The sequence below is a fragment of the Myroides sp. DW712 genome, from assembly GCF_046557355.1.
Lineage (GTDB): Bacteria > Bacteroidota > Bacteroidia > Flavobacteriales > Flavobacteriaceae > Flavobacterium.
This window is the reverse complement of record NZ_JBKFDO010000005.1, coordinates 120,837-141,404: the sequence shown is the minus strand read 5'-3', so window position 1 is coordinate 141,404 and position 20,568 is coordinate 120,837. Positions and strand designations below refer to the sequence as shown.

Genomic DNA, 20,568 nt, shown 5'->3' with positions numbered 1-20,568 from the left:
TCTTTATTTTTTTACTTTTTCACTTCCTTTTTAGAACAAAAAAAGAAGTGTTTTTCAACCTCAAATTTTACTTTTTAAAATTTTCTTCTCTTTCCTTTTAGTAAAATATGTATTTTATTTTTTGCTTTTTCTTCAAATTTTTAATCAAAAAAGATTTCTATTTTTTGATTAAAAATTCTCTTTTCTGTAGAGCTATTTTTTTTACTACAATAAAAAAAAATCACTTTCATTTTTAATTTTCGTTTAACTATTGAACCGAAAAAGGAGCAGTTTTTACACGTAATTTTTTCTGCTTAATTTTTTGACTTTTTACATGAAATTTGAACAGAAAAAAGCAATCGATTTAGAACGTAATTTTGTTTTTTGTAGCACATTTTTTTTCTAAGCTAACAAATAAAAAAACTTAGTTTCTAATTTTAATTTCCTTCTTCCCGCTTCTATTTTAAACTGAAAAAGAGCAGCGTTTTTTAGACTTCATTTTCCTTATTCACGCATCATCCATTACACATTACCCATTACCAACCTAATCTATTACTTTAACTCACACTCTAATTGATTGTAAAGACGCTGATTACTTCAATCCCACTAAACAAAAAAATAAGGATTGTTCCACGTGGAACAATCCTTATCTAATTCTTTACTTTCCTTCTATCTCCCCATATGGATCAATAGAATCGATATATCTGTGGGTGTTACACCGCTGATGCGAGAGGCCTGAGAGATTGTAACGGGACGGATCTTTTTGAACTTCTCGCGGGACTCAAATGACAGAGAAACGATCTTATCATAATCAAAATTCTCTGGTATTTTTACGTCCTCTAAACGATTTAATTTATCTGCATTATTCTTTTCCTTTTCAATATATCCAGAATATTTCACTTGGATTTCTGCTTGCTCAATTACCTCTTGATCAATGCCGGAACTAGCAATATACTCCTCTACTTTTTTGAATTTCAAAATGTCATCCAACTCAATTTGTGGTCGAGAAAACACCTTAAACATCTTATCTGGTTGACTCATTAAAGAGGATCCTTTAGCTTCTAAAATCGGATTTGCTTCCTCCGTTTTAACGCTTGTCTCTTTAAAAAATTCAACGAATTTTTCTGATTCATCTCGCTTATATTCCATTCTTTTCATGCGTTCTTCTGATGCTAATCCTATTGAATAAGACATTGGAGTTAGACGAAAATCAGCATTATCCTGACGCAATAAAGTGCGATATTCAGCTCGAGAAGTAAACATGCGATAGGGTTCTTCTGTACCCTTAGTAATCAAATCATCAATCAAAACTCCGATATAAGCTTCGTCTCTTCGCAATATTAAAGGTTCCTTTTCCTGCACTTTTAAGTGCGCATTTATACCAGCCATTAGTCCTTGAGAAGCTGCTTCTTCATACCCTGTTGTACCATTAATTTGACCCGCAAAATACAACCCATCAACTAACTTTGTTTCTAAGGTATGCTTCAATTGCGTAGGCGGAAAATAGTCATATTCGATAGCATATCCAGGTCGAAAGATCTTCGCATTTTCAAAACCAGCAACTGCACGCAAGGCTTTAAATTGGATATCTTCAGGTAGCGATGTAGAAAATCCATTCACGTAAATTTCGCATGTATTCCACCCTTCCGGCTCTACAAAAATTTGATGTCTTTCTTTATCTGCAAAGCGATTAATCTTATCTTCTATTGAGGGACAATAGCGTGGACCTAAACTTTTAATACGTCCTGTGAACATCGGAGAGCGATCAAATCCTTCGCGCAATAGATCGTGAACCTCTGCTGATGTGTAAGTCATATAACAGTCACGTTGCTGTTTCAAAGGCGAAGTAACATCTAGATAAGAGAACTTCGCAGGATTTACATCCCCTCCTTGTACTTCCATTTTAGTGTAATCCAACGAACGACCATCTACACGTGGTGGCGTTCCAGTCTTCATTCGACCCGCTGTAAAACCTAAATTGACTAAGTCTTCCGTAATACCAAATGCAGCACCCTCTCCTGCTCTACCACCTCCAAATTGTTTTTCACCAATATGAATTAAACCATTTAAGAAAGTACCATTCGTTAAAATAACGGTTTTTGCTTTGATGGTTAAGCCCAAACTCGTCACGACTCCTTCTATTTTATGCTTGTTTACCAACAAGGATTTGACCATATCTTGGTAAAAATCCAAATTGGGTGTACCCTCTAACATCAACCGCCAAGTTTCAGAAAAACGCATACGATCTGATTGTACACGCGGTGACCACATGGCAGGACCTTTGGATTTATTCAACATTTTAAACTGAATCGCTGTTTGATCGGAAACTATTCCTGAATACCCACCCAGGGCATCGATTTCGCGAACAATTTGTCCCTTAGCAATTCCTCCCATAGCTGGATTACAGGACATCTGTGCGATATTTTGCAGGCTCATGGTAATCAAAAGAGTTTTGGATCCCATATTAGCTGCTGCTGCTGCTGCTTCGGACCCTGCGTGCCCACCACCAACAACGATTACATCATATCTATCTTGAAAAATACTCATTTTTAAAAAAATCTAATCGATTATTGTTCCACGTGGAACATTTTTATCTTTTCATCTTCTTTTTGACGCATTAAAGTCTCCTCTGCCTCACTCTTGTCCTTATAGCCACAATAATGTAGAACCCCATGCGCCATAACACGCAATAATTCTACATCAAAGGCTACACCAAAATCTGCTGCATTCTCCTTTACGCGCTCAACACTTATAAAAATATCCCCACTAACTACTTGATTTTCAGTATAATCGAAACTAATTATATCTGTAAGTGTATCGTGATCCAAATACTTTACATTGATTTCATGTAAGTATTCATCCGTGCAAAAAATATAGTTGATTTCCCCCGTAGTAAAACCTTCTGAAGCTAAAATGGAATCAATCCAGCTTTCATATTGATCTTCTTGTTGGAGCGAAAAATCTAATTCGTAATTAAAAGTTATCATATAAAATTCAAAATATCAGGCAAAGGTACGAGGAAAATTAAAACAGCAATACACTGAAATCTAAAAACATTGCCAAATACAACAGCTGGTCGACTCAAAAAAACCTCCTCACTTCTACACGCATTTAAGCAACCCGAAGAAAATATAAGATGAACAGGAGGACAATCGTTCAATGATCCCTAAAAAAAGAGCTAAATCAGGTTAAATTCAAAAAACAACGCCTTGTGTTTAGCGTAAACGGGAAAAATAAAAATACAATTCATTTTAAGCAAACTACACGACCTACTTTAAAAAGTATCTTTCAAAGATACAAAATTAGCCAGCAGTACGCGAAGAAAGTATGAACAAACGCAAAAAAAAAAAAATCTATTTCTCCTTCCTATCTTTCGCGTAAACCAAACAAAAAAAAATTAATAGCCTATACGCAAAATACAGTCACTCAATTTTGTCCTACATTTTTTTGAGCGTAACATAAACTAAAAAATCTACGACTCACCATTTGCGTAAAATCAACCAAGGGGTATGAAAAAAAATATACGCAAAATACAGCAACATTATTTTATCCAACATCTTTTTGTAAAAGATCAAAACTAAAAAATCTAGAGTTCACCATTTGCGTAAAACGAACCAAGAGGCATGAAAAAAAATATACGCAAAATACAGCCGCTCGATTTTATCCCCAATTTTTAGCAAGTGATATAAACTAAAAAATCTAGAGTTCACCATTTGCGTAAAACGAACCAAGGGCCATTTAAAAAAAAATACGCAAAATACAGCCGCTCGATTTTATCCCCAATTTTTAGCAAGTGATATAAACTAAAAAATCTAAGTCGCATCTTTTGCGTAAAACCAACCAAGGGAAATGAAAAAAAATATACGCAAAATACAGCCGCTCGATTTTGTCCAACATCTTTTTGTAAAAGATCAAAACGAAAAAATCTAGAGTTCACCATTTGCGTAAAACGAACCAAGGGGCATTTAAAAAAAAATACGCAAAATACAGCCATTCGATTTCATCCTTCATTTTTTTGAGCGTAACATAACTAAAAAATATACGACTCACCATTTGCGTAAAACGAACCAACTACCACAAAAAAAAATATACGCAAAATACAGCCATTCGATTTTAAAATTTATTTTTGAGAAGTAACGATCACTTGAAAAAAACAAGGCCTATCTTTTGCGTAAAACGCCCCAACTCTCATTTAAAAAAATATACGCAAAATACAGCCTGAACAAAAAAAGAAACTTTCCTCTTCATCTACTCTTTCTGCAAAAAAGAAACGGCTAAATTTTGCGCAACCAACTCCATTACTCAAGCACAAAAAAATACGCTAACTACAACCACTCAAAAAACACCATTCAACACTCCAAAACAAGAATCAACAAAAAATTTGACTTATCAACGTTATCAACACTATAAATAATAGAATTAAAATCTTTTAAAAAAATAAAAAAAAACTTCTCTATTATATTGTTTGTTAATATGTACAATAACTTTTAAGCCAGAATTTGCAGTTTTGACTTATAAAAACTTATTAACAGCTTATCATTTCTTAAAACGCTTGAAAATAGCTTAATAGCTATCTTATTAACACGGTTAATAACCATTATCAACAGCTTGTTTGCTATAACTTAGGTGTTAATTTCTGTTGATAAGTGGTAGATAGAGTATGAATATCTAGCTGATAGATTCTAAAAAATAAATTTGCACAGCTCCTGCTTTATGCTGTATTGTAATTTATTTTAACTAAACAAAAAATACTTATTCTATTCTTTCCTTACTTATCAACAAAAACTGTTCATTGCGTTTCTTTTCATTATCAAGGGATTAGCTCTTTTTAAAAACGAGGTTGTTGATAAGTATTAATGCGCTGTAAATCAGTTAATTGTTTTTAAAAAAGATGTTTTTTACTTTTTATATTTTTCTTGATTACTCTTTTTTTATGAGCTAAAAAACACCAGATTGAAAGGCAAAATAAGCAGTATTCATTTTGTTTTTTGAGTAAAATATGGGAAGAAAATCGGGTAATTTTGCTTTTATTTTTTTTGGAATAAAAGGTAGTATGCGTAGTAAAATGGAAATAAAAAAAGAAGGTATAAGTAGCAGTAAATTGAATTTTTCTATGGAAAATAGGTAAGCATGAAAGGGAAGTTTTTAAAACTAGAACACCATTTTTTAGTTTCGTACAAGATGAAAATAGTAGTTGTGTTTTTTGTCTTTTTGACCAAAAAAAAGTCTTATACAAGCGCATAAGACTTTTATTTATTTTTAGATCAAATGGGGTTATTCAATCCCTTTTTCCATCTTTATTAGGTGTGCCATATTGCGTATTACACTGTTGTGTTTTAACACAAATGGATTGGTTTTATCCCAAACATACCCTGCTAAAACGGAGCATATTTTTCGTTTAACATCCGGATTTTCGGGTTGATGAAAGAAGAGTTCTTGTAAATTTCCTGTGTACCATTCTTGGATATAAGTCGTAAAAACATCGATTCCTTCATTCATATAGTCTGCATATTCCCTTTGCCAATCTACAGCTTCTCCCTGTAAGGTTTTCAGGGCTAATTTAGCAGCTAGCATCCCTGACTCAGTCGCAAAACAAACGCCAGAGGAAAAGACCGGATCTAAAAATTCTGTACTATTTCCAGTTAATACGTAGCCTTCTCCAAACATTTTAGAAACACTAATGGAATAATTAGCTAGTTTTTTAGGTTCAAAATCGAAAGGTAAATCACCAAAACGATTGATATAGAAATCAGAAAGATTGATAGCATTTTGTAGCGCTTCTGTTGGATTTGTCCCTAGTTTTTCAATATATTCTGTAGGGCCAACGATGCCTACACTTGTTTTTCCATTAGAGAAAGGAATCACCCATAACCATACTTTAGTCTCTAAAATATCGAATGAAATTTGCGTTCCTTCTACTCCATCGGGTCTTCGTTCGTCTATAATATGACTAAAAATAGCAGAATGTGGGCTTAATTTGGAGGCCGCATCTAGGTTGAGCATACGGGGTAAAACGCGCCCGTATCCACTGGCGTCAATTAAAAATTTAGCGCGAATTTGCGATTTTTTACCTTTTGTATTGCGAACAGTTGTTAAGGAATCTGTTCCTTCGAATTGAACGTCGGTTACTTCTGTTTCAAACTGAATATCGATGCCTTTGCGTTGCATTTCATCCGTTATCGCTTTGTCAAAATCTGCACGCGGAATTTGCCAGGTCCAATCCCAACCTGTTGAAAATTTATCACTAAAATCAAAAATGCAAATCTCTTTACCACGAATAAATCGAGCACCTGGTTTAGGTTGAAAATTATAGGTATTTAATGCTGGAAGTAAATCTGCCGCCTCAAAATGATCCATTACACGAGGTATTAAGCTTTCGCCTACTACAATTCTAGGAAACTTTGTTTTTTCTACCATTTTTACATTTACCCCCATTTTATGTAAGTAACTGCCTGCAACACTTCCAGATGGACCTGCTCCAATTATGAGAACATCTACATTTTCAATTGACATTGTTTGCTATTTATTATGTTAATAGTATTAAATTTGCCTCTGTTTTATGCATCAAATGGTTATGCATAGAAATATGATACAAATATAACTAATATACCAAGTTAATGAACACGTTGAATGGTTTCTTATCCTTAGAAAATTTTGTACAATATCTAAAGGTAGAGCAAGAATTAGTATTAGCTCCAGCATTGAAAGAGCGCGTAGATGAAAGTTTTAACTTTTTGAAGGATTATGCTAAAAATAAAGTTATCTATGGGGTGAATACTGGATTTGGTCCTATGGCGCAATACCGTATTCAAGATGAAGAATGTGTAGCTTTACAATATAATTTAATTCGAAGTCATGCTTCAGGTATTGGAAATCCGTTGCGCGTGGAACAAGTTCGAGCAGCAATCTTAGCACGTTTAAACTCGCTTTCTCTAGGCTATTCTGGAATTAATTTAGAGGTGATTGAGTTGATGAAAACCCTCTTAAATAAAGAGGTTACTCCTTTGATTTTTGCACATGGAGGTGTTGGTGCCAGTGGAGATTTAGTGCAATTGGCTCATTTAGCTTTGGTATTAATTGGAGAAGGTGAAGTTTTCTATAATGGAGAACGAAGAAATACAAAAGAAGTGTTTGAATTGGAAAATATCACTCCTATGCGCATCAGCATTCGCGAAGGTATTTCTTTGATGAATGGTACTTCTGTGATGACGGGAATAGGTATTTTGAATTGGCACCATGCCAATATATTACTCGATTGGTCTGTAAAAATAGCGTGTGCTATTAATGAATTAGTGGCAGCGTATGATGATCATTTATCTGCTGAATTGAACGAGGCTAAATTGCACAAAGGACAACAGCATATTGCCCAACAGATGCGTCAAAATTTACAGGATAGCCAGCTGATTAAGAAAAGAGAGGAACACCTATATAACGGAACGAATCAAGAAGAAATATTTAAAGATAAAGTACAAGAATACTATTCAATTCGCTGTATTCCTCAAATTTTAGGCCCGATTTATGATACCATTCAAGAAGTAGGAAAAGTGCTAGAAAATGAAATGAATTCGGCCAATGACAATCCTGTTATTGATGTGAAAAGTAAGCAAGTGTATCACGGCGGAAATTTCCATGGCGATTACATTTCTTTAGAAATGGATAAATTGAAGTTGGTGGTTACGCGTTTGACCATGTTAGCGGAACGTCAGTTGAACTATCTACTCAATGCAAAAATTAATGAATTGTTGCCTCCTTTTGTCAACCTTGGTAAATTAGGATTTAACTTTGGTATGCAAGGTGCTCAGTTTACAGCTACTTCTACTACGGCAGAATGTCAAGCACTAGCTACATCGATGTACATTCACAGCATACCAAATAACAATGACAATCAAGATATTGTGAGTATGGGAACCAATGCGGCTGTCTTGTGTGATAAATTGATTGAAAATAGTTTTGAGGTGTTAGCTATTGAAATATTGACTTTAGTTCAGGCTATTGATGCATTAGCCTATAAGGATAAGGTTTCCGAAACAACCAAAAAATGGTATACAGAAATTCGTCAAATTATTCCTGCGTTTTCAGATGACCAAGCCTTATATCCTTATTTACAACAAATAAAAGAGTATTTAAAAGCTTAAAATATGATACGTCTCTCTCTTTTTTTACTTTTCTTTTTCTGTATTGGTTTAGTACAAGCACAGGAATTAGCCTTAGTTCGAACAGATAAAAACTTTGGTTACTTGAATAGGGAAGAAGAATATGCTATTGTACCACAATTTGTTCAAGCTCATTCATTTTTAGAGGATTTAGCTTGTGTGTATGATGGCCTGTTATGGGGATATATTGATCGTCAAGGGAAATCAAGTGATTCTCTATACGTTTGATAATGCACTTCCTTTTAGTTCAGCTGGCTTAGCCGCTATAAAATGAAAAGAATGGGGATTTATTAATCGAGAAGGAAAAATTGTTATTCCAATGCAATATAAAATCACCGTTTCTTTATTTTTAGTCAAGAGAAAGAAGTTGATAAAGGATTTAACGAGGGATTAGTCCGTGTGAAATACAAGAACAAATGGGGCATATTGGATGTAAATGGGAATTTATTTACAGGCAAATGGTACAAAAATGTAGAATTATTTAATTAAAATAGAACGAATGAAAACCGCGATTGTAACTGGTGGATCTAGAGGAATTGGCAGAGCGATTTGCTTGCGTTTAGCACAAGAAAAGAGGTATCACATTTTGATTAATTATCAATCAAATGAAGAAAAAGCGTTAGAAACGTTGCGTGATGTTGAACAATTAGGAGCAACGGGAGAGATACTTCGCTTTGATGTCAGCAAAAATGAGGAGGTGACTGAAATTCTAACGCAATGGGTAGAAAACAATCCAACAGCTGTGGTAGAAGTAGTGGTAAATAATGCGGGCGTTACTCGAGATGGACTATTTATGTGGATGTCGTATGAAGATTGGAATACGGTGATTCAAACGAGTTTAAATGGCTTCTACAATGTGACGCAGTTTTTTATGCAAAAGATGTTGAGAAATCGCTATGGACGCATTGTCAACATGGTTTCTGTATCAGGAATGAAAGGAACACCAGGACAAACGAATTATTCCGCGGCAAAAGCGGCTATTGTAGGCGCAACAAAAGCTTTGGCGCAAGAAGTGGCTAAGCGAAATATTACGGTAAATGCAGTAGCACCAGGGTTTATTGAAACGGATATGACTGCCAATTTAGATGCAACAGAATTAGTCAAACTAATTCCAGCAAATCGATTTGGTCAAGCAGAAGAAGTAGCTGATTTAGTGGGCTTTTTAGCTTCAGATAAGGCCAGTTATATCACAGGTGAAGTAATCAATATTAACGGTGGAATTTATTCATAAATACGCGTAATTTGATGGAAAGAAGAGTTGTTATTACAGGAATGGGAATTTATTCTTGTCTTGGGTTGAATCTAGACGAGGTAAAAGCCTCACTATATGAAGGAAAATCGGGAATTATTTACGACGAACAACGACATGAAATGGGATTTCGATCTGCCTTTACGGGCATGGTTCCACGTCCAGATTTGAAAGCAGAATTGAATCGTAGACAAAGACTTTCTGTAGGGGAAGAAACGGAATATGCATATGTGGCAACCATGGAAGCATTGAAGAATGCTCAGATTAGCCTGGATTTTTTAGAGCAACGTGAAGTTGGAATTTTATACGGAAATGACAGTGTTTCTAAGGCGGTGATTGAAGCAACGGATATTTTTAGAGATAAAAAAGACACGGCTTTAATTGGTTCAGGTGCCATTTTTAAATCGATGAATTCAACCGTAACGATGAATTTGTCCACTATTTTTAAGTTGAGGGGAATCAACATGACCATTAGTGCGGCTTGTGCGAGTGGCTCTCATGCTGTTGGTTTAGGATTTGCCATGATTAAAGGTGGAATGCAAGATATTGTCATTTGTGGAGGAGCACAAGAAATTAATCCCTTTGCCATGGCTAGTTTTGATGGACTGGGCGTATTCGCAGAAGAAGGTGTGGATCCTTCCCAGGCTTCTCGTCCTTTTGATGCCCATCGAAATGGACTTGTTCCCAGTGGGGGTGGTGCAACGTTGATTTTGGAAAGCTATGAGTCAGCCATGGAACGCGGAGCACCTATTATTGCAGAGGTAATTGGCTATGGATTTTCGTCCAATGGCGGACATATTTCAACGCCAAATGTGGATGGTCCTGCAACAGCGATGCGCAGAGCTATTCAAAATGCGGGTGTTGCAGTGGATGAAGTAGGCTATATCAATGCACATGCCACATCTACACCTTTAGGAGATGCTAATGAGGCCAAAGCAATTTATGAGGTATTCAAAGACAGTATGCCTTGCGTCACCTCAACAAAATCCCTAACAGGACATGAATGCTGGATGGCTGGAGCAAGCGAAATAGTTTATTCTACCTTGATGATGAACAACAACTTTATCAGCCCCAATAAAAATTTCAAAGAAGGAGATGAGGACTCCAATCGACTTAATATTGTTAAAAAAACGTTAGATAAAAAATTTGATTTATATTTGTCGAATTCTTTTGGATTTGGCGGAACGAATTCTGCACTCCTAGTTAAAAAAATATAGTTGATAAATGGATAATAAAGAGATTTTTGAAAAAATTAATCAAATTTTAGTTGAAGAATTTGAAGTAGATCAGGAGGTAATTGAAGCAGAAAATAACTTAAGAGAGAGTTTAAATTTAGACAGCTTGGATTACGTTGATTTAGTCGTGTTAATTGAATCAAATTTCGGTGTTAAATTAGTCGAGGCAGATTTTACAGCTATCGTTACTTTTCAAGATTTTTATGATTTAATCGAACGCAAGATTACACAAAAGTAAAATGACCCATGGCTCAATGGAAAGGACAATCAAAAGGTAATTTACTCGGGTATAAAATTTTCGTTTTATGTATAAAAAAGCTCGGTATCAGAACAGCGTATAGCGTGTTGATAGTTGTAGCTTTTTACTATTTTATAACCGCATGGAAATCCAATAGAGCCCTTTATTATTACCTGCATCAAAGACATCGCTTTAGCATAGTAAAAGCATTAGTGATGCTCTATGCTAGCTACTTTAGATTTGGGCAAGTTTTAATTGATAAAACAGCTATTTCTATCGGATTGAGAAACCGGTTTACCTATGATTTTGATGGTATCGAAATTCTAAAAGAATTACTTGCGGAAAAAAAAGGAGCTATTTTAATTAGCGCACATGTTGGTAATTTTGAAGTTGCTGAATACTTCTTTGCAGATATAGATTTTGACAGTCAGATCAATTTAGTAACAACGGATCTAGAACACAGCTTTATTAAGGCATATTTTGATCAGATTTCAATTAAAACAAAGTTGAATTTTATTCTTGTCAAAGACGATATGTCCCATATCTTTGAGATTAATACGTGTTTGTCTAACAATGAAATTATTTGTTTTACAGGGGACCGTTTCTTCCCTGGAAGCAAAACGTTACAAGAAGAATTTTTAGGGGAATCAGCCCTATTTCCAGCTGGTCCCTTCAGTATAGCTTCTCGCCTGAACGTGCCTGTGGCTTATGTATATGTAATGAAAGAAAATAATTTACACTATCATTTGTATACCCGACGAGCCGAGGTAAAACACCGCGATGCACAACACTTGCTCCAATCGTATTGTTCGAGTGTAGAACAAATAGTAAAGAAATATCCCTTACAGTGGTTTAATTATTACGACTTTTGGGAACTACCTTCTCAAACTAAATAGAAGATAATGAAGCGTGTATTAATTATTTACTATAGTCAATCTGGACAGTTAAAGCAGGTTTTAGATCAAATGGTACGTCCTTTGCTTGAGGATGATACCATAGCGCTTACATGGTATGAAATTGAAATGGAAAAACCTTATCCTTTTCCCTGGAAGAAAACAGATTTTTTTGGTGTTTTTCCAGAATCGTTCAAACAAATTGAACAACCTATTTTACCGCCTTCAGCGTCTGTTTTAGACAAAAACTATGATTTGGTTATACTCGGCTATCAAGTGTGGTATTTAACGCCTTCTATCCCCATTAATTCCTTTATGAAAAGTGAATATGCCCAACAATTGTTAAGGAATACACCTGTAATTACGGTCAGTGGAAGTAGAAATATGTGGATTATGGCGCAAGAGAAGCTAAAAAAACAAATTCAAGTTGTACAGGGTACTTTAGTAGGAAATATTGCCCTAGTAGATCGAGCAATAAATCTAGTGAGTGTTATTACAATCGTTGATTGGATGTTCTCAGGGCTACAACGCAAAGTTTGGGGGGTATTACCTAAACCTGGTATTAGCTCAGAAGAGATTTTAGCCAGCCATCGATTTGGCGAAACAATAAAAAAATATTTATATAGTACTAATTATCAAGGATTACAAGAAGAGTTAATTCAACAAGATGCGGTAGAAGTACGCCACTTTTTGGTGTCAATGGATCGTAAAGCCAATCGATTATTTGGTATTTGGTCCTCATTGATTTTGAAGAGTAGCCCACAGCGAAGACCTTTGTTATTAAAGTGTTTCAATGTGTATTTATTTCTAGCTATTTGGTTGATTTCACCACTTGTTCACTTCATACATATCCTTTTGTATCCTTTGAATTACAAAAAAATCCAACAGGATAAAGTGTATTTTCAAGGAATAAAGTAAATCTTATGGGAAGAGTTTTTATAACCAGAGCTGCAAAATTTTTACCAAATGCGCCCATTTCAAATGACGAAATGGAAGACGTATTGGGAAAAATAGACCAACAAACGTCAAAAGCACGTCGTATTGTGTTGAGAAATAACGGAATTCAAACCCGATATTATGCGCTGACTAAACAAGGAACTATTACACATACCAATGCGCAATTGACCTTTGAGGCTATACAAGCATTATGTGATACAGATTTTGACTTAGCTCAAATCGAAGTACTATCTTGTGGAACCTCAACTCCAGATAGCTTATTGCCTTCTCATGCGGCAATGGTACACGGATTGATGAAAACAAAATCACTTGAATTAAACTCGTCTTCAGGGGTGTGTTGCTCTGGAATGAATGCCTTAAAATTCGGCTTTTTATCCATTAAGTCTGAGACAGCTGCTAATGCAGTTTGTACGGGATCAGAACGGGTATCAACTTGGATGAAAGCAGAAAAATTTGAAAAGGAAATTGCTAATTTAAAAGATTTAGAACAAACGCCTATTCTTGCTTTTAAAAAGGATTTTTTGCGTTGGATGTTGTCGGATGGTTGTGGTGCCTTCTTGTTAGAAAACCAACCTAGAGGACCTCATTCTGCTGAAATTATATGGATGGATTACTATTCTTATGCTTTTGAATTAGAAGCGTGTATGTACGCTGGTGGAGATAAATTAGCAGATGGTAGTATTAAGCCATGGAGTGATTATACTTCAGAAGAATGGCTTACAGCATCCGTTTTTTCGCTGAAACAAGATGTTAAAATATTGAACGAAAATATTTTAGATAAGGGGGTGGAAAGTATGAAGGCTACCTTAGAAAAAAATAAGATTACGGTTGACGATATCGATTATTTCTTGCCTCATGTGTCTTCCCATTATTTTGTCGATGGATTATATAATAAATTTGTTGAAGCGGGTATTGAAATTACTAGAGATAAATGGTTTATGAATCTCAAATATGTGGGGAATGTCGGGTCGGCTTCCATTTATTTGATGTTTGAAGAATTGATGAACTCTGGTAAACTAAAATCAGGGGATCGTATTTTGCTTTCTGTTCCTGAAAGTGGACGATTTTCCTATGCCTATGCGTATTTAAAAGTTGTTTAACTATGGAGAAAAGAGCCTTGATAGCACCGGAATTAGTGGGAATTTTAATTCCACAACGTGCGCCAATTGTAATGGTAGATACATTATACCAATTTGGTGAAGATTTTATTGAAGCTGGATTATCCATCCATAGCGATAACCTGTGTGTAGCTAATGAGTATATGCAAGAACCAGGTATTATTGAACATATGGCACAAACGGTTGCTTTACATACGGGATATGCCTATTATTTACAAGATAAAGAAGCTCCAACAGGCTATATTGGGTCTATTAAAAAAATAACAATTGATCAATTGCCTCAAGTTGGGGACCAATTGGTTACAAAAGCCCAAATTTTACATGAGTTTATGGGGGTCACTTTAGTAGAGCTGACTACCACTTGTAACGGGACCATAATTGCAACAGGGCAAATGAAAACCGTCCTTGCACAATCTTAATTTCCTATGGTCAATACAAAAGTAATTGAAATACAAAATTATTTACCCCATCGTGCGCCTATGCTGATGGTCGATATTATTACGTCAATCAATGCTGATAGTGTTGCCACTTTATTTCAGGTCAAAGAAGACAATATCTTCGTAGAAAATGATGTACTTTGTGAGGCAGGCTTAATGGAAAACGCAGCTCAAACCTGCTCCGCCATTGTGGGGCAGACGTTTTTTTTTGATGAAAACCATCAAGAACGCCAAAATGTCAATGTATTGGGCTTTATAAGTGCCATGAAAAAAGTAGAAATCCTGAGACTTCCAAGAGTGAAGGATACACTTTTTACCGAAGGAAAGTTAATTTCTCGTATGGATGGAGATGATTTTTCAATTTGTTTAATCGAAGTGACAAGCCGCACAGAGACCCAACCCGTATTCAAAGCAGAAGTCAACCTTTTTTTACAAAAACAATAAGTCATGAAAGAGTCTGAAGTACCACAAGATAAAAGCAGTTTGCTGGATAATGACATCCAAGAATTGTGTTATGCAGTCAATGATCAAGGCGAGTATGTTACGGCCTTAAGTTCGGGATGGGAAACCAAAACCATTGTACAGGTTGCCACGTTAGAGGGAATTAATGCTCGTGTACAAGAAGCGAAAGAGCAAGTAGCCAATGGGGTAGTTAGTCCGATTGTATACTTTATGGAGTTGAATCGTATGGATTTACCTACGCTAAGTGCTTATGTTTCCATGTGGAGATGGCGGGTAAAACGACATTTTAAACCTCAAGTTTTTAAAAAATTAAGTGCGAAAGTACTACAAAAATATGCGGATGCTTTTGAGATTTCTGTAGCGGAATTAAAAGCATTTAGCGCTAAATAAGATGAAAATAGATTTTGTACACAAACAGTCTGCCCATTGTGAAAATGGAGTAGCGTCAAATTTATTGAGTAACCAAGGGATTCAAATCAGTGAACCCCTGGCTTTTGGCCTGGGTTCAGGACTATTTTTTGTTTACTTGCCTTTTGTAAAGGTCAATCACGCTCCAGCAATTAGCTATCGCCCTTTGCCTGGGTTAATTTTTAATCGTTTAGCCAAGCGTCTAGGGTTGAAAGTAAAGCGTATTAAATTTAATGACAAGCAAAAAGCACAACGCGAATTAGAAGCCAAGATTGCTCAAGGAATTCCCTGTGGACTGCAAGTGGGGGTCTATCACCTGCCCTATTTTCCCGAAGAATATCGCTTTCACTTCAATGCACATAATTTAGTGGTGTATGGCAAAAACGGAGACAATTTTTTGGTGAGTGATCCTGTGATGCCCCATGCAACAGAATTAACACCGAGTGAATTGGAAAAAGTGCGATTTGCACAAGGAGCATTTGCACCCAAAGGACAAATCTATTATCCCCTAGCTCTTCCACAACAAATTGATTGGGAAAAGGCCATTGTCAAAGCCATTAAAAAAACCTGTAATGATGTGTTAGCTCCTGTGCCTATCGTTGGAGTACGTGGTATGCGAATGGTAGCCAAAGCCATTGTTAAATGGCCTAAGAAACACGGAGTGCCTAAAGCCAATCACTTCTTGGCTCAAATGGTGCGCATGCAGGAGGAAATTGGAACAGGAGGTGGAGGATTTCGCTTCATTTATGCTGCCTTTCTTCAGGAAGCGGCAAAAAAGATAAATAAACCCATTTTAAACGAGTTTGCTACAGAAATGACTAGCATTGGTGATGCGTGGAGAGATTTTGCCGTAAACGCAGCCCGTGTGTATAAAAAACGCAAGAATGGGGAAGATGTATATCTAAGTTTATCCAAAGAACTCAACGGCTTAGCCGATCGAGAAGAACAATTCTTTAAAAAGCTCAAAAAAGCCCTCTAATGAAAGACGTGGTCATTGCTATTCAAAACGTATATAAACAATACAAAGGAGCCGATTTCTTTTCTATTGAAGCGGTGTCATTGCAAATTAATCGCGGAGATTTTATTGGAGTATTAGGCCCTAATGGCGCTGGAAAAACAACGCTTTTATCTATGCTTTATGGCCTGATTAAACCTACTTCTGGTGTGTTGGAAATTGAAGGTATGACCTATCAACAGAACCCCATCGAAATCAAAAGTAAAATCGGAGTTGTTCCTCAAGAATACGCCCTCTATCCTACCCTTTCTGCTCATGAAAATTTGATGTTTTTAGGGAGTATGTATGGATTAAAGGGAAAAGAACTCAAACAAAAAATTCAATATTACTTAGCTTATTTAGGCTTAGAAGCTTTTGCACATAAAAAAATTGACACCTTTTCGGGAGGAATGAAAAGACGCGTAAACCTCATCGCGGGAATTTTGCATGATCCAGCTATTCTGTTTTTGGATGAACCCACAGTGGGAGTCGATTTACAATCGCGTTTGTTGATTGTTGATTTCTTGAAAGAACTTAGCGCAAAAGGAACCACAATTGTTTATACCTCCCATCATTTGCATGAGGTACAAGAATTGTGTACGTCTATTGCAATTATCAATAAAGGACAACTATTTGGTTTGGGAACAAGTGAAGACTTGATGATGCAAACAAAAACAGCAAATTTAGAAGAAGCATTTTTGCAATTAACTGGTATTAATCTAAAGGACAATGTATAGACTACTGATGACCATTCGCAAAGAAGCGAAACTGTTGACCAGAGATTTGGGTGGCTTAGCGGTATTGTTTATTATGCCTGTGTTTTTGGTTATTGTAGTGACCTTGATTCAAAATAATACCTATGAAAATATCACCAATCAACGCTTAAAATTATTGGTGATTGATCAAGATCAAGCTGAAGTATCTCAAGCGATTTTCGATGAAGTAAAGGCTTTGGGAAGTTTTGAGCTCATTACATCCTTAGGCGGAAAAGCATTAACAGAAGAAGGAGCCGCAACTGCGGTATTAAAAGGTGAATATCAGCTGGCTATTGTGATACCCAAACAATTGACCCAGGAGATTCAAAGCTATATCACGGCAAATGTGGAAGAAGTACTTCAAATGGGAGAGGCAATCCATCCCGAGAAAGAAAAACCGATGTTTCAGCAAAAAGAGGTGGTACTTTATTTTGATCCTGCTTTGCAAATTGCGTATAAAGAGGGAATAAAAGCAGCGATTGATCGCATTGTAACCCAAACAGAAAATAAATTCATCTATAGTGCTTTTGCGGCTCAGCTAGATTTAGACTCCAATAGTACATTATTAAAGCAACAGGCGCTTTTTGCTTTTAAAGAAATATCCCCTTTAGATTTACAACAGGAAGTAAAACCTAATGCAGTGCAACACAATGTACCCGCTTGGTCACTGTTTGCAATCTTCTTTATCATTGTGCCTTTTGCGATGAATTTGGTCAAAGAAAAAAATCAAGGAACTAAGGTTAGACTCTATACGGTTCCTACGGGAATGGGAATACTTTGGGCTGGTAAGATTATTACCTATCTCGTGATTTGCTTGTTGCAATTTTACCTGATTTTAGCCGTGGGGAAATATGTTTTTCCTTTCTTAGGATTACTTCCCTTTACAATTGGAAATCAGTTGTTTAATTTGAGTGTATTGACCTTGTGTATTGGTTTATCCGCCATATCTTTGGGGGTGGTTTTTGGAACTATTGCTCAAACACAAGAACAATCGTCTCCATTTGGAGCTACATTTGTGGTTATCCTAGCCGCAATAAGCGGAGTCTGGGTCCCCACTTTTGCCATGCCTACGTTTATGCAGGTTGTAGCAAAACTATCTCCGATGAATTGGGGATTAGAAGGATATTATACTCTCTTGCTTCGACAAGGGAGTTTATGGGAAATTAGAACTGAGATTATTTTGCTACTTTTGTTCGCTTTAGTATTGATCTCAATAGCGTTGTTTTATGATAAGAAAAAAAGATCTTTATAAAGAAATTTCCGAACTGACCGTTGAAGTAGAAACAAGAGTGCGATTCAACGAAACAGATGCGCTTGGTATCGTTTGGCATGGAAACTATTTAGTGTATTTTGAGGACGCTAGAGAAGCCTTTGGTCGAACCTATGGGATTTCTTATTTAGATATGCTCCAAGCGGGGTATGTAACACCCATTGTAGCCTCTTCTTGTGCCCATAAATTAACGCTGAAATACGGTGATATTATTCGTATTCGAGCCACTTATGTAGCAAGTCCTGCTGCAAAGATTATATTTAGATTTAAGATTTTAAACCAACAAGATCAAGTAGTTTGTACTGGAGAAACAACACAAGTTTTTCTAGATAAAGCGAATAACTTGGCCTTGGCTATACCGCCTTTCTATGAAGAATGGAAAGCCAAATTAGGATTGACAGAAGCATGAGAAAGATATATATTAATAAATCAGAGTGTTTCAGTTCCCTAGGCTTTGGTTTACAACGCAATTGGAGCGCTATTCAACAGCAGCAATCAGGAATCCGAAAAATTGACCAATTGGGCTTTATCGCTGATTTTTATGGCGGACAAATTGCCGAGGAATGGATAACAGCGCAATGGGAAAAAGATACAAGAGAAGCAGCTACATTGACGCGTTTGGAACGCATGCTAATTAGTACGTTAGCTCCTTTAGTGGAACAAGGAACAGTGTCGGATCGAACGGCTTTAGTAGTTTCGACAACTAAAGGCAATATTGCTGCCTTAGCACAGGGAAAAGTAGCAGACGCCAATATCAACCAATTGGCTCAACGCATTGCGGATTTCTTTGGGTTTACTACCCAGCCCATTATTGTGTGCAATGCTTGTGTTTCGGGAATCCTCGCGGTTGCCGTTGCAAAAAGATTAATCCAAATGGAACAATTTGATGAGGCTTATGTTCTAGCAGGAGATGAATTAACTCCTTTTGTAACCTCTGGTTTTACTAGTTTTCAAGCAATGAGTGAGGTGCCTTGTAAACCCTTTGATGCTCATCGAAAAGGAGTAAGTTTAGGCGAAGCTGCCGCTGCTGTTTACCTCAGCACAAAAGCAGTAGTAGGAGAATCCTTTGAAATCCTAGGCGAAGCATCTATTGCAGACGCGAATCACATATCTGGTCCTTCCCGCACAGGAGAAGGCTTATACCTAAGTATTCAACAAGCGCTAGAAGAAGCGCAGCTGGCTGCTAATCAAATCGATTGTATTTGTGCACATGGTACAGCTACGGCTTATAATGATGAGATGGAAGCAATAGCTTTTGATCGCATGGGATTAGCGCAAAAACCCATTCACAGCCAAAAAGGATATTTTGGACATACCTTAGGTGCTGCGGGGTTATTAGAAGTAGTCATGTTAATGCAAAGTATGCGACAAAATCAATTAATTAAATCTTTGGGATTTGAGGAATTAGGTGTGTCAAGAGCAGTAAATATTACGACTGAAGCGGAGCAAAAGAACGTGCAGATAGCCTTGAAAACAGCCTCCGGTTTTGGAGGATCCAATACAGCCATAATCTTAAGTAAAAAGTAAGCGAAAAATGAGTGAACAATCATTTTATATCACCGATTATTGTACCATTAAAGAGGGGGAAGTAATCCTAAATGGAGCAGTGGTTTTTCGTATGAATACTGAAGAATCCGAAGATGTAATGTCGTTTTTGAAACGCATATACAAGGAGCAAGCAGTAGAATATCCCAAATTTTTTAAAATGGATAGGTTGAGTAAACTAGCTTTTATTGGTGCTGAATTATTGTTGAAGCCAACCACCCATTCACAACCCCAATATAAGACTGCTCTCTATTTGAGCAATGCAACCTCCAGTTTGGATACTGATCTCAAACACAGTGCATCCATTCTGGATGAACAAGCCTACTATCCGAGTCCAGCCGTATTTGTCTATACGCTAGCCAATATTTGCTTGGCAGAAATTAGCATTCGACACCAATTACAAGGAGAGAATGCCTTTTTTTTGGCACCTGCATATGACGCAAAAACAATGCATGCCTATGCAACCTATGCCTTGCAAACCAATCGAGCAGAACGCATTATTTGCGGTTGGGTTGATTACCTAGAAGAAGAATATCAATTGGTTCTGTACCTCGTTGAAAAACAAGGACAAGTGCCACACACAATAGAAAGTATTAAGCATTTATTTTAATTGAAATGGAAAATTTAAAAACAGAATTAAAAACTAAAATTATTGACGTTTTAAATCTTGAGGATATTGAAATCAACGATATTCAAGATACAGATCCCCTATTTGGTGATGGGTTAGGATTAGATTCGATTGATGCCTTAGAATTAATCGTATTGATGGATAAAGATTATGGAATCAAATTAAGTGATCCAAAAGAAGGAAGAGCTATTTTTCAATCGATTGAAACAATGGCTGCTTATATTGCAGCAAACAGAACAAAATAAAG

The 20,568-nt window shown here is 36.3% G+C and carries 21 protein-coding genes and 1 pseudogene; 19 read left to right on the top strand and 3 right to left on the bottom strand.

What is annotated here, in order from left to right:
• Positions 1-648: 648 nt before the first annotated feature.
• The 3 genes from mnmG to ACLJX0_RS05950 all read right to left on the bottom strand — a co-directional run bounded on the left by mnmG (position 649) and on the right by ACLJX0_RS05950 (position 6,492).
• The gene (mnmG, locus tag ACLJX0_RS05960; protein ID WP_410879171.1) at positions 649-2,526 is read right to left on the bottom strand and encodes a tRNA uridine-5-carboxymethylaminomethyl(34) synthesis enzyme MnmG; all 1,878 of its coding nucleotides are present in this window, start codon (positions 2,524-2,526) and stop codon (positions 649-651) included.
• A gap of 20 nt (positions 2,527-2,546) precedes the next feature.
• Positions 2,547-2,966 carry an rRNA maturation RNase YbeY gene (gene ybeY / locus ACLJX0_RS05955; RefSeq protein ID WP_410879170.1) on the bottom strand — a complete coding sequence of 140 codons (420 nt, stop codon included), beginning with the start codon at positions 2,964-2,966 and terminating at the stop codon, positions 2,547-2,549.
• A gap of 2,287 nt (positions 2,967-5,253) precedes the next feature.
• Complete coding sequence (locus tag ACLJX0_RS05950; RefSeq protein ID WP_410879168.1) at positions 5,254-6,492, bottom strand: NAD(P)/FAD-dependent oxidoreductase; 1,239 nt, start codon at positions 6,490-6,492, stop codon at positions 5,254-5,256.
• A gap of 104 nt (positions 6,493-6,596) precedes the next feature.
• Between ACLJX0_RS05950 and hutH the strand changes: the two genes are divergently transcribed.
• From hutH to ACLJX0_RS05855, 19 genes and pseudogenes are all read left to right on the top strand, one after another.
• A complete protein-coding gene (hutH, locus tag ACLJX0_RS05945) occupies positions 6,597-8,114 on the top strand; it encodes an HAL/PAL/TAL family ammonia-lyase (RefSeq protein WP_410879167.1) in 1,518 nt (505 codons plus the stop codon).
• Between the two features lie 3 nt (positions 8,115-8,117).
• Positions 8,118-8,360, top strand: coding sequence for a WG repeat-containing protein (locus ACLJX0_RS05940; protein ID WP_410879166.1), 243 nt, complete (start codon positions 8,118-8,120; stop codon positions 8,358-8,360).
• 52 nt (positions 8,361-8,412) lie between these two features.
• Positions 8,413-8,526: pseudogene (locus ACLJX0_RS05935) on the top strand (WG repeat-containing protein); the annotation flags it as partial.
• A 105-nt stretch (positions 8,527-8,631) separates the two neighbouring features.
• Positions 8,632-9,363 carry a 3-oxoacyl-ACP reductase FabG gene (fabG, locus tag ACLJX0_RS05930; RefSeq protein ID WP_410879165.1) on the top strand — a complete coding sequence of 244 codons (732 nt, stop codon included), beginning with the start codon at positions 8,632-8,634 and terminating at the stop codon, positions 9,361-9,363.
• A gap of 14 nt (positions 9,364-9,377) precedes the next feature.
• Positions 9,378-10,598, top strand: coding sequence for a beta-ketoacyl-[acyl-carrier-protein] synthase family protein (locus tag ACLJX0_RS05925; RefSeq protein WP_410879164.1), 1,221 nt, complete (start codon positions 9,378-9,380; stop codon positions 10,596-10,598).
• Positions 10,599-10,605: 7 nt separating this feature from the next.
• The gene (locus ACLJX0_RS05920; protein ID WP_002988622.1) at positions 10,606-10,854 is read left to right on the top strand and encodes an acyl carrier protein; all 249 of its coding nucleotides are present in this window, start codon (positions 10,606-10,608) and stop codon (positions 10,852-10,854) included.
• Positions 10,855-10,862: 8 nt separating this feature from the next.
• Positions 10,863-11,750 (top strand): lipid A biosynthesis acyltransferase, encoded by an 888-nt coding sequence (locus tag ACLJX0_RS05915; RefSeq protein WP_410879163.1) that lies wholly within the window; start codon positions 10,863-10,865, stop codon positions 11,748-11,750.
• 6 nt (positions 11,751-11,756) lie between these two features.
• Positions 11,757-12,665, top strand: a complete 909-nt coding sequence (locus ACLJX0_RS05910; protein WP_410879161.1) for a dialkylrecorsinol condensing enzyme DarA — start codon at positions 11,757-11,759, stop codon at positions 12,663-12,665.
• 5 nt (positions 12,666-12,670) lie between these two features.
• A complete protein-coding gene (locus tag ACLJX0_RS05905) occupies positions 12,671-13,804 on the top strand; it encodes a beta-ketoacyl-ACP synthase III (protein ID WP_410879160.1) in 1,134 nt (377 codons plus the stop codon).
• Between the two features lie 2 nt (positions 13,805-13,806).
• Positions 13,807-14,241: a hypothetical protein gene (locus ACLJX0_RS05900; protein WP_410879159.1), complete on the top strand. Its 435-nt coding sequence runs from the start codon at positions 13,807-13,809 to the stop codon at positions 14,239-14,241.
• 6 nt (positions 14,242-14,247) lie between these two features.
• Complete coding sequence (locus ACLJX0_RS05895; RefSeq protein ID WP_410879158.1) at positions 14,248-14,703, top strand: ABC transporter permease; 456 nt, start codon at positions 14,248-14,250, stop codon at positions 14,701-14,703.
• Positions 14,704-14,706: 3 nt separating this feature from the next.
• A complete protein-coding gene (locus ACLJX0_RS05890) occupies positions 14,707-15,111 on the top strand; it encodes a hypothetical protein (RefSeq protein ID WP_410879156.1) in 405 nt (134 codons plus the stop codon).
• A 1-nt stretch (position 15,112) separates the two neighbouring features.
• Positions 15,113-16,108, top strand: a complete 996-nt coding sequence (locus ACLJX0_RS05885) for a BtrH N-terminal domain-containing protein (protein ID WP_410879155.1) — start codon at positions 15,113-15,115, stop codon at positions 16,106-16,108.
• Positions 16,108-16,860: an ABC transporter ATP-binding protein gene (locus tag ACLJX0_RS05880; RefSeq protein WP_410879154.1), complete on the top strand. Its 753-nt coding sequence runs from the start codon at positions 16,108-16,110 to the stop codon at positions 16,858-16,860. The genes ACLJX0_RS05885 and ACLJX0_RS05880 overlap by 1 nt, the downstream gene beginning before the upstream one ends.
• Positions 16,853-18,130, top strand: a complete 1,278-nt coding sequence (locus ACLJX0_RS05875) for an ABC transporter permease (RefSeq protein WP_410879153.1) — start codon at positions 16,853-16,855, stop codon at positions 18,128-18,130. The genes ACLJX0_RS05880 and ACLJX0_RS05875 overlap by 8 nt, the downstream gene beginning before the upstream one ends.
• Positions 18,105-18,557 (top strand): acyl-CoA thioesterase, encoded by a 453-nt coding sequence (locus ACLJX0_RS05870; RefSeq protein WP_410879152.1) that lies wholly within the window; start codon positions 18,105-18,107, stop codon positions 18,555-18,557. Before ACLJX0_RS05875 ends, ACLJX0_RS05870 begins: the two co-directional genes overlap by 26 nt.
• Positions 18,554-19,675 carry a beta-ketoacyl-[acyl-carrier-protein] synthase family protein gene (locus ACLJX0_RS05865; protein ID WP_410879150.1) on the top strand — a complete coding sequence of 374 codons (1,122 nt, stop codon included), beginning with the start codon at positions 18,554-18,556 and terminating at the stop codon, positions 19,673-19,675. The genes ACLJX0_RS05870 and ACLJX0_RS05865 overlap by 4 nt, the downstream gene beginning before the upstream one ends.
• A gap of 7 nt (positions 19,676-19,682) precedes the next feature.
• Positions 19,683-20,303: a 3-oxoacyl-ACP synthase gene (locus ACLJX0_RS05860; RefSeq protein WP_410879149.1), complete on the top strand. Its 621-nt coding sequence runs from the start codon at positions 19,683-19,685 to the stop codon at positions 20,301-20,303.
• 5 nt (positions 20,304-20,308) lie between these two features.
• On the top strand, positions 20,309-20,566 hold the full coding sequence (locus ACLJX0_RS05855) for a phosphopantetheine-binding protein (RefSeq protein WP_410879148.1): 258 nt from the start codon (positions 20,309-20,311) through the stop codon (positions 20,564-20,566).
• Positions 20,567-20,568 lie beyond the last annotated feature (2 nt).

Excerpts from the sequence above, each read along its gene's own strand:
- mnmG (WP_410879171.1), bottom strand. The coding sequence starts at position 2,526 with ATGAGTATTTTTCAAGATAGATATGATGTAATCGTTGTTGGTGGTGGG.
- ybeY (WP_410879170.1), bottom strand. The coding sequence starts at position 2,966 with ATGATAACTTTTAATTACGAATTAGATTTTTCGCTCCAACAAGAAGAT.
- ACLJX0_RS05950 (WP_410879168.1), bottom strand. The coding sequence starts at position 6,492 with ATGTCAATTGAAAATGTAGATGTTCTCATAATTGGAGCAGGTCCATCT.
- hutH (WP_410879167.1), top strand. The coding sequence starts at position 6,597 with ATGAACACGTTGAATGGTTTCTTATCCTTAGAAAATTTTGTACAATAT.
- ACLJX0_RS05940 (WP_410879166.1), top strand. The coding sequence starts at position 8,118 with ATGATACGTCTCTCTCTTTTTTTACTTTTCTTTTTCTGTATTGGTTTA.
- fabG (WP_410879165.1), top strand. The coding sequence starts at position 8,632 with ATGAAAACCGCGATTGTAACTGGTGGATCTAGAGGAATTGGCAGAGCG.
- ACLJX0_RS05925 (WP_410879164.1), top strand. The coding sequence starts at position 9,378 with ATGGAAAGAAGAGTTGTTATTACAGGAATGGGAATTTATTCTTGTCTT.
- ACLJX0_RS05920 (WP_002988622.1), top strand. The coding sequence starts at position 10,606 with ATGGATAATAAAGAGATTTTTGAAAAAATTAATCAAATTTTAGTTGAA.
- ACLJX0_RS05915 (WP_410879163.1), top strand. The coding sequence starts at position 10,863 with ATGGCTCAATGGAAAGGACAATCAAAAGGTAATTTACTCGGGTATAAA.
- ACLJX0_RS05910 (WP_410879161.1), top strand. The coding sequence starts at position 11,757 with ATGAAGCGTGTATTAATTATTTACTATAGTCAATCTGGACAGTTAAAG.
- ACLJX0_RS05905 (WP_410879160.1), top strand. The coding sequence starts at position 12,671 with ATGGGAAGAGTTTTTATAACCAGAGCTGCAAAATTTTTACCAAATGCG.
- ACLJX0_RS05900 (WP_410879159.1), top strand. The coding sequence starts at position 13,807 with ATGGAGAAAAGAGCCTTGATAGCACCGGAATTAGTGGGAATTTTAATT.
- ACLJX0_RS05895 (WP_410879158.1), top strand. The coding sequence starts at position 14,248 with ATGGTCAATACAAAAGTAATTGAAATACAAAATTATTTACCCCATCGT.
- ACLJX0_RS05890 (WP_410879156.1), top strand. The coding sequence starts at position 14,707 with ATGAAAGAGTCTGAAGTACCACAAGATAAAAGCAGTTTGCTGGATAAT.
- ACLJX0_RS05885 (WP_410879155.1), top strand. The coding sequence starts at position 15,113 with ATGAAAATAGATTTTGTACACAAACAGTCTGCCCATTGTGAAAATGGA.
- ACLJX0_RS05880 (WP_410879154.1), top strand. The coding sequence starts at position 16,108 with ATGAAAGACGTGGTCATTGCTATTCAAAACGTATATAAACAATACAAA.
- ACLJX0_RS05875 (WP_410879153.1), top strand. The coding sequence starts at position 16,853 with ATGTATAGACTACTGATGACCATTCGCAAAGAAGCGAAACTGTTGACC.
- ACLJX0_RS05870 (WP_410879152.1), top strand. The coding sequence starts at position 18,105 with ATGATAAGAAAAAAAGATCTTTATAAAGAAATTTCCGAACTGACCGTT.
- ACLJX0_RS05865 (WP_410879150.1), top strand. The coding sequence starts at position 18,554 with ATGAGAAAGATATATATTAATAAATCAGAGTGTTTCAGTTCCCTAGGC.
- ACLJX0_RS05860 (WP_410879149.1), top strand. The coding sequence starts at position 19,683 with ATGAGTGAACAATCATTTTATATCACCGATTATTGTACCATTAAAGAG.
- ACLJX0_RS05855 (WP_410879148.1), top strand. The coding sequence starts at position 20,309 with ATGGAAAATTTAAAAACAGAATTAAAAACTAAAATTATTGACGTTTTA.